The sequence below is a fragment of the Caballeronia sp. LZ034LL genome (assembly GCF_031451215.1).
In the GTDB taxonomy this organism is placed as follows: Bacteria; Pseudomonadota; Gammaproteobacteria; order Burkholderiales; family Burkholderiaceae; genus Caballeronia.
Genome location: NZ_JARUXR010000004.1, coordinates 621,266 through 634,263, shown reverse-complemented (window position 1 = coordinate 634,263; position 12,998 = coordinate 621,266). Strand labels below are relative to the sequence as shown.

11 protein-coding genes are annotated in these 12,998 nt (G+C 65.3%); 4 read left to right on the top strand and 7 right to left on the bottom strand.

Annotation, left to right across the window (positions count from 1 at the left end; all coding sequences use genetic code 11):
- Nucleotides 1-2: 2 nt before the first annotated feature.
- From QCE83_RS30255 to QCE83_RS30240, 4 genes are all read left to right on the top strand, one after another.
- The gene (locus tag QCE83_RS30255) at nt 3-1,250 is read left to right on the top strand and encodes an efflux RND transporter periplasmic adaptor subunit (protein ID WP_309819833.1); all 1,248 of its coding nucleotides are present in this window, start codon (nt 3-5) and stop codon (nt 1,248-1,250) included.
- A complete protein-coding gene (locus QCE83_RS30250; protein ID WP_309819831.1) occupies nt 1,247-2,710 on the top strand; it encodes an efflux transporter outer membrane subunit in 1,464 nt (487 codons plus the stop codon). Before QCE83_RS30255 ends, QCE83_RS30250 begins: the two co-directional genes overlap by 4 nt.
- Nucleotides 2,711-2,814: 104 nt before the next feature.
- Entirely contained in the window at nt 2,815-3,528 is a 714-nt protein-coding gene (locus QCE83_RS30245; protein ID WP_309819829.1) for a heavy metal response regulator transcription factor, read from the top strand.
- Nucleotides 3,525-5,000 (top strand): heavy metal sensor histidine kinase, encoded by a 1,476-nt coding sequence (locus QCE83_RS30240; protein WP_309819827.1) that lies wholly within the window; start codon nt 3,525-3,527, stop codon nt 4,998-5,000. Before QCE83_RS30245 ends, QCE83_RS30240 begins: the two co-directional genes overlap by 4 nt.
- Nucleotides 5,001-5,003: 3 nt before the next feature.
- On the opposite strand, the gene QCE83_RS30235 is transcribed toward QCE83_RS30240, so the two are convergent.
- The 7 genes from QCE83_RS30235 to QCE83_RS30205 form a co-directional block, all read right to left on the bottom strand.
- The gene (locus QCE83_RS30235) at nt 5,004-5,624 is read right to left on the bottom strand and encodes a hypothetical protein (RefSeq protein ID WP_309819825.1); all 621 of its coding nucleotides are present in this window, start codon (nt 5,622-5,624) and stop codon (nt 5,004-5,006) included.
- Nucleotides 5,625-5,763: 139 nt separating this feature from the next.
- On the bottom strand, nt 5,764-6,786 hold the full coding sequence (locus QCE83_RS30230; RefSeq protein ID WP_309819823.1) for a hypothetical protein: 1,023 nt from the start codon (nt 6,784-6,786) through the stop codon (nt 5,764-5,766).
- Nucleotides 6,787-6,946: 160 nt separating this feature from the next.
- Nucleotides 6,947-7,294, bottom strand: coding sequence for a hypothetical protein (locus QCE83_RS30225; RefSeq protein WP_309819822.1), 348 nt, complete (start codon nt 7,292-7,294; stop codon nt 6,947-6,949).
- Between the two features lie 117 nt (nt 7,295-7,411).
- Nucleotides 7,412-7,759, bottom strand: coding sequence for a hypothetical protein (locus QCE83_RS30220; RefSeq protein WP_309819819.1), 348 nt, complete (start codon nt 7,757-7,759; stop codon nt 7,412-7,414).
- A 602-nt stretch (nt 7,760-8,361) separates the two neighbouring features.
- Nucleotides 8,362-8,706, bottom strand: coding sequence for a nitrite reductase small subunit NirD (nirD, locus tag QCE83_RS30215; protein WP_309819817.1), 345 nt, complete (start codon nt 8,704-8,706; stop codon nt 8,362-8,364).
- A gap of 25 nt (nt 8,707-8,731) precedes the next feature.
- Nucleotides 8,732-11,272, bottom strand: a complete 2,541-nt coding sequence (gene nirB / locus QCE83_RS30210) for a nitrite reductase large subunit NirB (protein ID WP_309819815.1) — start codon at nt 11,270-11,272, stop codon at nt 8,732-8,734.
- A gap of 20 nt (nt 11,273-11,292) precedes the next feature.
- Nucleotides 11,293-12,618, bottom strand: coding sequence for an MFS transporter (locus QCE83_RS30205; RefSeq protein WP_309819814.1), 1,326 nt, complete (start codon nt 12,616-12,618; stop codon nt 11,293-11,295).
- Nucleotides 12,619-12,998: the final 380 nt, after the last annotated feature.

Below are 12,998 nucleotides of genomic sequence, written 5' to 3'. Positions count from 1 at the left end.
ACATGACCGAAAAGAACCACGCCTCGCTTGCGATTCCCGCGCGCGACTCCGACGAAGGGCCCGCGCTGCCGCCGCGCCATGCCGAATGGAAGCGCGCCAAGCTTGCGCTCGTCATCGTGCTCGCGCTGCTGGCGATCGGCGCCGCGCGCACCGTCGTCACGGACATGGTGCACAACCGCTCCATCGCCACGCGCACGCAGCAGAACGCGCAGCAGTACGTGAACGTGGTGCAGCCCTCGCACACCGACAGCGGCGCCGAAACCACCCTGCCAGGCACGCTGCGCGGCTTCGTCGAATCGCCGATCTATGCACGCGCCACCGGTTATCTGCTGCACTGGTATGTCGATATCGGCGCACGCGTGAAGCAAGGCCAGCTGCTTGCCGATCTCGATACGCCCGAGATCGACCAGGAACTCGCGCAGGCCGTTGCGCAGCGCGACCAGACTTCATCGAGCCTGGGTCTTGCGAAGAGTTCGCTGGATCGCTGGCAGCAGTTGCGTCAGCGCGATGCGGTCTCGCAACAGGAACTCGATGAACGTCAAAGCACCTACAACCAGGACGTCGCGAATCTCGCCGCCGCCGACGCCAACGTGAAGCGCCTGCGCCAGCTCGAATCGTTCAAGCGGATCGTCGCGCCGTTCGCGGGCGTGGTCACGCAGCGCAACGTGGATGTCGGCGATCTCATCGATGCCGGCAGCGGCACGAGCCGGGCGCTCTTCGCGCTCGCGCAGTCCGATCCGTTGCGCGTGTTCGTGCAGTTGCCGCAGGCCTATGCGCAGAACGTCTCGGTCGGACAGGACGCCACCGTCACGCAGGCGGAACTGCCGGGCGAGAAATTCCACGGCAAGATCACGCATGTGTCGGGCGCCATCGACGTGCCCACGCGTTCGCTGCAGATCGAAGTGACGCTGCCGAATCCCGATGGCCGCTTGCGGCCCGGCGCCTATGTGCAGGTCGCGCTGCCGGCGGCCGCGCATGCGCGCCTGCTGGTGCCGGGCAACGCGCTCCTGTTCCGTTCCGAAGGGCCGCGCGTTGCTGTAGTCGATGCGAACGGGCACGTGCAGTTGCGCAAGATCGTGATCGCGCAGGATCTCGGGCAGTCGCTGGAGATCGAAAGCGGGATCGAGCCGAGCGACAAGATCATCATCAACCCGAGCGACTCCATCGCGGACGGCGATCACGTGGTGATCGCGCCGCAGCAGAAGCAGCAGGATCAGCAGGCCGCGTCGGGAACGAAGGCCGCATCATGAAAGCGCTGCTCGGCCTCACGCTTGTTTCCCTGCTCGCGGCCTGCACGGTCGGTCCGGACTACCGGCGCGCCGCCGCCGACACGCCGCCCACCTGGAAGACCGATTCGTACTGGCGCGTGGGCGAACCGTCGCATGCGCCGCTCGCGCCCGACTGGTGGCAAGGCTTCGACGATGCCACGCTGAACGCGCTCGAAACCCAGGCGCTCGCGCAGAACCAGACGCTCGCCGCCGCCAGCGCGCACTACGCGCAGGCACGCGCGACGCTCGCGCAAACGGGCGCGCTCGGGCTGCCCGAGGTCGATCTCGGCGCGAACGCTTCACGGCTGCGCATCTCGAAGAATCGTCCGGTCAACAACTACAACACGCCGAACGCCACCACGGTGCAGAACGACCTGAAGCTCGCGCCGACGGTCAATTACGACGTCGATCTGTTCGGGCGCATCCGCCGTGAAGTGGAAAGTGCGCGGGCCTCGGCGGATCAGTCGGGCGACGATCTGGCGAACGCGCGTCTCGTGCTCACCACCGATCTCGCCAGCAGCTACTTCTCGCTGCGCGAACTCGATGCCGAGCTCGACGTGCTGAACCGCTCCGTCGCGCTGCAAAAGAAGGCGCTCGATTATGTGCAGGCGCAACACGATCTGGGCGCGGTGTCGGGTCTCGACGTGCTACAGCAACAGGCGCTGCTCGACCAGACACGCGTGCAGGCGCAATTGCTGTTGACCCAGCGGGCGCAATACGAACACGCGATTGCGGCGCTCGTCGGCACGCCCGCGCCGCAGTTCTCCATCGCGCCCGATCTCGCCATGCATCCGCTGCCGGCCATTCCGCTCGGCCTGCCGAGCGACGTCCTGCAACGCAGGCCCGACGTCGCTTCCGCCGAACGCGCGATGGCTGCGGCCAACGCGCAGATCGGCGTCGCGCGCGCGGCGTTCTTCCCGAGCCTGACGCTGAACGGCACGGTCGGCTGGGAAAGCACCGCGCTCGCGAGCCTCGTCTCCGCGCCGAGCCTGCTGTGGACCATCGGCACGATGGCGAGCCAGGTCGTCTTCGACGGCGGGCGCCGTTCCGCCGCCGTCGATTTCGCCAAAGAAGGCTATGTCGCGGCGGTCGCGAATTATCGGCAGACGGTATTGGGCGCGTTCCAGCAGGTGCAGGACGGCATCGTCGGACTGTCGGTGCTGGATGGCGCGGCGAAGCAGTCGCACGCGGCGGTCAACGATGCGCAGCGTCTGCTCTCGCTGGCGAACGACCGCTATTCAGGCGGCCTGGTCGCGTATCTCGACGTCATCACCGCACAGCAGCAATTGCTCACGAGCGAACGCCAGGACGTGCAGATTCAAGGCCAGCAGCGTACGACGTCGGTGGCGCTGGTCAAGGCATTGGGCGGCGGATGGGACACACGCGCCGCACCCGACGACGAAGCCATGGCAGCAACGCACGGCAACGCGCCTGCGCAGTGACTTGAAAGATGACGTAAGCAGGATGATCGCGAGGCTCGTATAGTAAGCGAGTCAGTACTTGAACAAGATATGAACATCAAACAGAACCCTCACAGGTGCCCGGCATGAAAGTCCTGATAGTCGAAGACGAACACAAGGTGGTGGATTACCTGCGCTCGGGCCTGACCGAGCAGGGCTGGGTCGTCGACGTCGCCATGGATGGCGAGGAAGGCACTCATCTCGCCATCGAATACGACTACGACGTGGTCGTGCTCGACGTCATGCTGCCGCGCCGCGACGGCTTCGCGGTGCTGAAGGCGCTGCGCTTGCAGAAGTCGACGCCCGTCATCATGCTGACTGCGCGGGATCACATCAACGACCGCGTGCGCGGTCTGCGCGAAGGCGCGGATGATTACCTGACCAAGCCGTTCTCGTTCCTGGAACTCGTCGAGCGGCTGCATGCGCTGGCGCGCCGCACGCGCGCGCAGGAATCGACGCTCATTTCCGTCGGCGATCTGTACGTGGACCTGATCGGCCGCCGCGCCACCCGCGACGGCGTGCGCCTCGATCTCACCGCCAAGGAGTTCCAGTTGCTGTCGGTGCTGGCGCGCCGCCATGGTGACATCCTGTCGAAGACCGCAATCACCGAACTCGTCTGGGAAGTCGATTTCGAAAGTCATACGAACGTCGTGGAAACGGCCATCAAGCGCCTGCGCGCCAAACTCGACGGCCCGTTCCGCACCAAACTCCTGCACACCGTGCGCGGCATGGGCTATGTGCTCGAAGTGCGCGAAGCCCGCGACCTGCGTGAAACCCGGGAAGATGCGAGACCATCATGAACATGCCGTGGGCGTCGTCGCCGTCTGAACCACGCGCGCAGCGCTCCATCTCGCGGCGGCTGGCCGTGATGTTCGCGCTCGTCGCGCTGTTCGTGTTCGCGCTCGTCGGGTCGGGGCTGTTCCTCGTGCTGCGCGTGCAGCTGGAGCAGCATCTGCGCGACTCGCTCGACAATCGCGCGGAAGTGGCGCGGCTCATCGTCGCGCACGTGTCGAATCCGGACAAGTGGAAGATCGCCCGCGAAAAGCTCGCGGACATCACGCCGCGCGACGGCTCCACGCTGTTCGCCGTCACCAGCAACGACCCGCGCTTCGAATACGGTGCGCCGCCTGCGGGCCGCGTCATCAAGCAGGTGATGGGCGGCTACGTGCACTTCCGTCCGGCCGACCGCGCCTACGACATGCTGATGACCACGCTGACCATTCCGCCCAATGTGGACCGGCCGCCGCTGCAGCTGTTCGTCGCCATCGACTGTTCTCCGAACGTCCACACCATGCGCGCCTTCGGTCTGGCGCTCGCCGCGCTGATGGCGCTCGCCACGGTCGCGGTCCTGCTGCTGAGCTATTCGGTGGCGCGCCTGGGGCTTGCGCCGCTCACACGCCTGTCGCGCGATGCGCAGACGCTGAGCCCGAACAACCGCTCGCAGCGCCTCAACACGCGCGCATTGCCCATGGAGCTCGACGATCTCGCGAAATCCTTCAACGGCGCGCTCGAACGTCTGGATCATGCCTACGGCCGGCTCGAATCCTTCAATGCTGATGTCGCGCATGAACTGCGCACGCCGGTGACCATTCTGATCGGACAGACGGAAGTGGCATTGACGCGTGATCGTTCAATCGATGAACTGCGTCACACGCTGCAATCCAATCTGGAAGAATTCGAGCGCGTACGCGCGATCATCAACGACATGCTGTTCCTCGCCCGCGCCGACCAGGGCGAACGCGCCACCGGGCTCGTGGAAGTATCGCTCGCGAACGAAATCAATCGCACGCTTGAATTCCTGGAAATTCCGCTCGAAGAAGCGCACGTCAACGCAGTGGCAAGCGGCGACGCGCGCGCGTTCGTCAATACATCGCTGTTCGGACGCGCGTTGTCGAATCTCGTGATGAACGCGATCCAGCATTGCGCGCCGGGCGCGACGATTGCCGTATCCGTCGTGCGCGAACACGGGCGGATTCGCATTGCAGTGGCCAATCCCGGGGACCCGATTGCGCCGCACGTGATGGAACATCTGTTCGACCGTTTTTATCGCGCGGAGAGTTCGCGCACCAACAGCCGTGAGAACCACGGCCTGGGGCTCGCCATCGTGAAGGCGGTGGCCGAAATGCATCGCGGCACGGTGGCGGCCACGAGCGCGGGCGGCATCAATACGTTCTCGTTCTCGGTCGCGCGCTTCGGCAGCGAGCCGCGCACCACGCACGACATGGCAATGCCGGCGCCGCCGGTGGCCGCAAGCAAATCGACCGCAACATGAACCTCACTGGCAGAAATATTCGTCCGATGCCGCGACCGGCGCATCCGCCGTCGCCGGCTTGAAGTGGCTGTAGCGCCGATAAGTCTTGCCGTTCACCGTCACGGATTCCGCCGACTCCATCTCGCCCGCGCTCGCGCCGGATGCCGCCGTAATCGCGCTGCTGTGCGCTTCCACCTTGCTGCTGCTCCACGAGCTTGCCTGGTTCGACATGTCCATGCTGCTCTGCGCCGAGATCTGCGCCGTCACCGGATTGCCGAACGACTGCGTATCCATCGAAGCATCCGGCATCTTGTAGCCCCACTTCGACGTGAGCGTGCTCATGTCGATCACCTGCGGCTTCCAGCCGATCACCTTCGCGCCGATCGCGAGCGGCGACAGCTCCAGCGCGACGATCTGCGTGCCGCGCCGTGCAACCAGCAAACACGTGCCACCCGATGTCTGCAACGGCACATAACCGCTCGACGGCAACAACGCGAGCGCCTGCGCATTGGGCATCGCCTGCACGCCGGCCGGGTTCGCGGCCCAGATCACGCCCGCGCTCGTCTGGGCGTGCGCGGGCGGCATCGTCGCGAGCATCGTGCCTGCCGCGAGCGCGACGGCCGCTGCTATCTTCTGACTCTTCATCGCATGCCTCAGCGGGAAAACGAGGGTTGGCTCTCCGGGAACCGTACAACGAGCCAACCCTTGAAAGGATGAGACGCTCATGCAACGCGAAGCGTCTCCTGCTCCACTGCACCACCTTGCCGGCGAACCGGCTGCACCCTCACTGCATCAGCGCGACTTCGATCTTCTCACCGATGGGCGAGCTCGCCACTTCGACGCCATTGCCGGCGACATCGGCCTTGTCATGACCCCGCTCCGCCACCGGCGACGGCTGCACAGCCTGCTTCGCCGATGCCGGCGCGGGCTGCTTCACCTCGGGCGCGTCCTGCGTCTTCATGCTGACTTCAGGATGATTCGCGGCGGTGACCGGCAGGCCGAGGCGTGCGCGGACCAGCGGGTCGCGGTATTTCTCGTCATCCGACAGCACGGCGTCTTCGCCGGACTTCGCGAGCGGCTTCGTCGTGCCCGGGCACAGATGGCCGGTGGCTTCGACAGCGCGGCGGTTCGAATCGCTCTGGCACAGCAGCGCGAGCGCGACATCGGTCAGGCCCATCGCACGGAACTCGCGGGCGTCGAGGCGGCGCACGCACGCCTGATCGACCATCGTCGTGCCGCCGGTCGCGCCGAAGCCGGTGATCGAGAGGCCGAAGCTTGCCGAGCCCATGCAGGTGTCGGAGAGCGTCGTGGTGAGCGCGGGCGCGGCGATGGACGGCGTCGTGCGCACCGAGTACGAGCTCTGGTTGTAGTCCACCGTGGCGCGCGTGTCATAGGCGCTGGAACCCGGTGTCGAGGCCTTGCCGGTCGCATCGAGGCCGTTCGCAGAACCACTGGTGCCGCTCGTGCCGCTGCCGGCCGCACCCGTCGATGACGAGCTGGAGTTGGTCAGCGAAGGCATGGTCAGCGAGATGTTCACGTTCGACGATCCGCCCGTGGCCGACGAACGGCCGCCGTTCGCCGTCGCCACGCCGAGGCCGCCGACGGAGGAGGAATTCGAGGTGGTGCTGGCCGTCGAATTAGCCGACGTTCCGATGTTGTTCAGGCTCGATCCGCCGCCCTGGCCGATGCCGGTGGACGTGGATCCCGACACCGAGCCCGACGACGAGTTGGCCGTGGTATCGGCATGGGCGAGTTGCGCGGCGCAAAACAGAACCGCACAGGCCAGTTGCACAGTGGTCTTGTTCATCATGGTTCTCCGGAAGGAAGGGGCGCCGCAAGCGTGGCGGTCCCGTGACACGATCTGGTTTTATTGTTATCGGGTGGGGCAAAGGACGCGTCTTGCGCTCTCGTGGCGCGTCACGACGCGGCCTTTGCCTATGGCGGGTAAGCCGTGGCCCGTGGGCCGCTTAGCGCCAGCCGCCGCCCAGCTTGCTCCAGGCGTTCGCGGCTGCGTCCGCGCCGGAGAGGCCGCCGGCCTGCGACGTGCCGTGGCCGAAGCCGCCGACCGTCGACGTGTTGCTGTGGCTGGTCGTCGCGTTGGTCATGTTGCCGGTGACGCCATACATGCCGCCCGCGATCGATTGGGCGTTGCCGTTGGCCGTGCCGTAGTCGGTGGCGGTGAAGCGGCCGAAGCCCGAAACGGACGCCGACGTCGAACCGCCCGAGGTCGAGCTCGAGGTGGAATTCGTCGTCGTGGCCATGGCGGCGACGGAGACAAACGAGAGCAGTGCTGCAGCGATCAGAGTGCGTTTCATGATGAACTTCCTTGTTGACGGAATGAAATTGGAATCAGTTGTCTGTGCATCTGTTTGCTTCATGCGGTGACGGGAGAGCGGTTCCGCGTTGCGGCATCCGCCGTTCGTCGCCGTGACTTAATGCCAGCCGCCGCCGAGCTTGCTCCAGGCGTTGGCTGCGGCATCCGCGCCCGACACGCCCTTCGCCGACGAACCGCCGAAGCCCGCGCCGCCCACCGACGAATTGTTGATGTGGCCGGTCGTCGCGTTGGTTGCGTTGCCCGTCACGCCGAAGCCCGTGCCGGCCAGCGCCGAAGCGTTGCCGTTGGCGATGCCCGAGTTGGTGGCCGTGAAGGCGCCGAAGCCGTGCACGGCGGCTGCCGTGCTGCCGCCCGACGTCGAGCTGGAGCTGGAGCTCGTGCCCGTGGCGAAGGCAGCAGCGGACACGAGCGACAGGATGGCTGCTGCGATCAGTTTGCGTTGCATGGTGATGTCTCCTGGTTTTGGCGCACGGTTTTATCCAGCTACATCGACGCCGATATGTAGCGGGCACAGCAAATCCATTTAATTAGGCATCCTGTTTCACGAGCTTGCTTCGATTCCGCCCGGCTGATCCGGGCGATGTCGCAAGCGGGTGGGTCAGGAAGCGCCGGAGCGCGGGTTCAGACTGGGTACGAACAGATCACGGCGCGCGCTTCCGGCAGGCGATAGCGGCGCTCTTGAAGGAGTGGCGGACGGTGGCCGTCCGCTTTTTGTGCGTGTGATGCTTGTTGTTGGTCGTTCTTCATCGCAATCCCCGTATCACCTTTTTGGTGATGTTTTCAGGCGTTTGGTCTTGAACTGAGTGCCTGTGTTTTGAGTGACTGTAAGGAAGATGAACGGCAGTAAGCGTGGGAAAGCCAACACTCGACCTCACGTCCTTCCAGATCGTGAGAAATTGAGTGGCCCAGCGCTCATTTGTAGGAGGTATGCAGCCGGAAGCGCCCTGTTTTCAAGGGTTTCCACGGAGACGTGCGCATTGTGCGCAGCTTCACAGCGCCGGGCGGCGCCGTGTCATGAAAAGAAAGCGAAAGCGAGCTTCAGAAGCGTCAGGCCGCGACCCACACCTTGCCGCCCGCCACCTTCACGCGATACGCGCTGACCGAAAGCTCGGGCGTCTCGAGGCATTCGCCCGTCTGCAGGTCGAAATGCTGCTTGTAGATCGGCGAGGCCACGACGATGCGTTCGCCGACGCTGCCCACGATGCCGCGCGACAACACCGCCGCCTGCGAGTGCGGATCGTAGTTGTCGATTGCATAGACATGCGCCTCGTCGCCCGCGAGATGAAACACCGCGACCTGCGCGCCCTTCACGAGCGCGCAGACGCCCGTGTCCGGCACGATGTCGTCGAGTTCGCACACGGCGGTCCAGTCCTGTTCGATGCGGTCGTTCATGTTGATCTCCTTGCGTTTCAATGGGTCAGGCGGTCTCGACAACCACCGGGATGTCAGCGAGCTTCGACTTGCGTTCATCCGGCGTGGCGGGCCGGATCTGGCCGCGTTCCTCGACGAAGGTCACGTTGACATCGGCGGCGTCGCTGTTGACGAAGTGGCGGAAGCGCTTGCGCGTCTGCGGGTCCGTCACGGCCTTCTTCCATTCGTCCTCGTAGGTATCCACGACGAGCTGCATCTCCGCTTCCAGCTCCGCTGCAATGTCGAGCTTGTCGTTGACCACCACATCGATGAGATAGTCGAGCCCGCCTTCGAGGTTGTCGCGCCAGACGCTGGTGCGTTGCAGGCGGTCGGCCGTGCGCACGTAGAACATCAGGAAGCGGTCGATATAACGCACGAGCGTTGCGTGGTCCAGGTCCGACGCGAGCAGTTCGGCATGGCGCGGCTTCATGCCGCCGTTGCCGCACACGTAGAGGTTCCAGCCCTTCTCCGTCGCGATCACGCCGACGTCCTTGCCTTGCGCTTCAGCGCATTCGCGCGTGCAGCCCGATACGCCGAACTTGATCTTGTGCGGCGTGCGCAGCCCCTTGTAGCGGTTTTCCAGTTCGATCGCGAGGCCAACCGAATCGCCGACGCCATAGCGGCACCACGTCGAGCCGACACACGACTTGACCGTGCGCAGCGCCTTGCCGTACGCATGCCCCGATTCGAAACCCGCCGCGATCAATGCTTCCCAGATGAACGGCAACTGCTCGACGCGCGCGCCGAACATGTCGACCCGCTGGCCGCCGGTGATCTTCGTGTACAGGCCATACTGCTTGGCGATCTGCCCGACCGCGATCAGCCCATCGGGTGTGACTTCGCCGCCCGGCATCCGCGGCACGACGCTATACGTGCCGTCGCGCTGGATGTTGGCAAGGTAGTAGTCGTTGGAATCCTGCAGGCTCGCGTGTTCCTTCTTCAGCACGAACTCGTTCCAGCAGGACGCGAGAATGTTGGCGACCACCGGCTTGCAGATATCGCAACCGCGACCCTTGCCATGCTTCGCGAGCAGCGCGCCGAAGGTACGATGCCCTTCTACACGCGCGATGTGATACAGCTCCTGGCGCGAATACGGGAAGTGCTCGCAGATGTGATTGTTGACGGCAAGCCCTTGCCGCTTCATCTCCGACTTCATCACCTGCGTGACGAGCGGCACGCAGCCGCCGCAGGTCGCGCCCGCCTTGCACGACGACTTGATCGCGCCGATGCTGGTTGCGCCCGCGCACACTGCCGCGCAGATCTCGGCCTTGCTCACGTTGTTGCACGAGCAGATCTGCGCGCCGTCCGGCAGCGCTTCCACACCGAGCGCGGGTTTCGCGCGGCCGTCGCTCGAAGGCAGGATCAGGAATTCGGGCGCCTCGGGCAACTCGATCCGGTTGAGCATCATCTGCAGCAGCGTGCCGTATTCCGCGGCATCGCCCACCATGACCGCGCCGTGCAGGAACTTGCCGCAATCGGACACGACGATCTTCTTGTAGACCTGCTTGCGCTCGTCACTGTACTGGTACGTGCGGCTGCCCGGCGTCTTGCCGTGTGCATCGCCGATGCTCGCCACGTCCACGCCCATCAGCTTGAGCTTCGTGCTCATGTCGGCACCGGAGAACGCGGCTTCGATGCCCAGGATCTGCTTCGCGACGATGCGCGCCATGTCGTAACCCGGCGCCACCAGCCCGAACAACTGCCCCTTCCACAGCGCGCATTCGCCGATCGCGTAGATGTCGGCATCGCTGGTGCGGCAGGCGTCGTCGATCACGATGCCGCCGCGCGCGCCGATCTCGAGCCCGGCCGCGCGCGCGATGTCGTCACGCGGACGGATGCCCGCCGAGAACACGATCATGTCGGTGTCGAGATGCGTGTCGTCGGCGAAGTTCATGCGGTTCGCCGCGCCTTCGCCGTCGACGATCGCCAGCGTGTTCTTGCCCGTATGCACGGTGACGCCGAGTTCCTCGATCTTGCCGCGCAACATGCGGCCGCCGCCTTCGTCGACCTGCACCGCCATCAGGCGCGGCGCGAATTCCACGACGTGCGTCTGCAAGCCCATGTCGCGCAGCGCCTTGGCCGCTTCCAGTCCGAGCAGGCCGCCGCCGACTACCGTGCCGGTCTTCGAATGCGCGCCGAAGGCCTGCATCGCTTCGAGATCCTCGATGGTGCGATACACGAAGCAGCCCGCGCGATCGCGTCCTTCGACCGGCGGCACGAACGGATACGAACCCGTTGCGAGCACGAGCTTGTCGTAGGGAAGGACTTCGCCGGTCGAGGCAGTCACGGTGCGCGCCGCGCGATCGATTGCTACAGCGCGCGCATTCAGCTTGAGCGCGTAACCCGAACGCTCGAAGAAGCCGTCCTCGACCAGCGACAGATCATCCGCGCTCTTGCCCGTGAAAAATTCGGTGAGATGCACGCGGTCATACGCGGCGCGCGGCTCTTCGCACAGCACGGTGACCTGCATTGCATCGTTGCCGCTTTCGGCAAGCGCTTCGAGAAATTTATGGCCGACCATCCCATGGCCGATGACGACGATTTTCATGACGGGGGACCTTGTTGTTCTCAGTTCGCGACGACGTTGTTGGCGGCAAGCGCGTGTTCGCGCAGCGCGGCTTCGCGCGCCTTGTGTTCGGGCGAGAAGCGCACGGCCAGCGCGCACAGCGCCGTGCCGGCGACGATCACGCCGAGCATCGAAAGCGTGGCCTGGGCGCTGCCGAGGCCCTTCATCAGGAAGCCCGCCGCGACCGCGCCGACATTGCCGCCCGCGCCGATCACGCCGGCCACGCCGCCGAGCGCCTTGCGGTCGATGAACGGCACCAGCGCGTAGGTCGCGCCGCAGGCCATGTGCGTAAAGAGGCCGAATGCGAGCATCGAGATCACGGCGAGCGCGACGCCCGGTGCATGGGCAAAGGCAAACAGACCGATCCCCTCGCCCGCGATCAGCACGAACAGCAGCGTGGAGCGCACGTCGAGCCCGCGCCGCGCGGCCACCTTGTCCGAGAGCCAGCCGCCGAGCGCGCGGGCGAACAGCGCGAGCAGGCCGAAGCTGCCCGCCGCCAGACCGGCTTCGCCGAGCGTGAGATGAAAGCGGTCGACGTAGTACACGGCGGCCATGTTGTGAATGAACACTTCGACGCCGAAGCACGCGCCATACGTGACGAACAGCATCCACACGCGATAGTTCGAGCACGCGGCGAGGAAGCTTTGCCAGCCGCCCTTCTTGCCGCCGTCGATGGCAATGCCTGCGCGGCGCAACTCGACGAAGTCGCCTTGCGGGCAGTCCTGCGTGTAGCGCCAGTAGAAGAACGCCATGACCGGCATCGCGAGGCCCGGCACCAGCAGCGCGATGCGCCACGACGACGCAGCGCCCGCACCGAGCGCGATGGCTGCCGCCACCAGCAGCGGCACGACGGCCTGCGCCGCGCCTGCGCCCGCATTGCCCCAGCCCGCGGTCGTTGCGTTCGCGGTGCCGACCACGTTCGGCGCGAACATCACCGACGTGTGGTACTGCGTGATGACGAAGCTCGCGCCCACCGCGCCGATGGCGAGACGGCACCAGAGGAAGCTGTCGTAACCGGTGGAGAGCGCCGCGCCGATCACCGGCGCCGCGCCTGCGACGAGCAACACGCTATAGACCCGACGCGGACCGAAGCGGTCGCACATCGGGCCGATCACGAGCCGCACGAGAATCGTCACGGCGACGGCTGCGATGTTGATGTTGGCGACCTGATCGGCGCTGAGACCGTATTCGCGCTTGATGAGCGGCATCAGCGGCGCGCACGCGAACCACGCGAAGAAGCACACGAAAAACGCCATCCAGGTGAGATGGAAGGCGCGCATCGGCACGCTGCGCATGCTGAAGAGATCGATCCGGGTGGCTTTGTCCATCGTCTAACCGCCAAAAAAAGAAAGGCGTCCCGCGCATTCAGCCGGTAAGCCGATGCGGGGGACGCCGTTGTCCGATGCCCGCACGTGGTTCACCTGCGGGCGCTGTAATCGAGACGGATCGCCGTTGATCCGATGGCAAGCCATAAGGCAAGGGCTATGCCATCGGCGGTGGAATCAGCCGCAAAGGCTTGCTGGGCCTGGCTCTACGCGGCATGGCCGGAGCCTTCGCGAAGACCCGATGCGGCGCGCTTTCGATGCAGGCGGGCACAGCGCTGGTGCGGCGCAGCACTGATGCCGTGCGGGCCGCTGCATCAACACGCAGTGCTGCTTGAATGCGTGTACCGTCTGGTTATCTTTTTTAACGACCCAGTGAACATGCA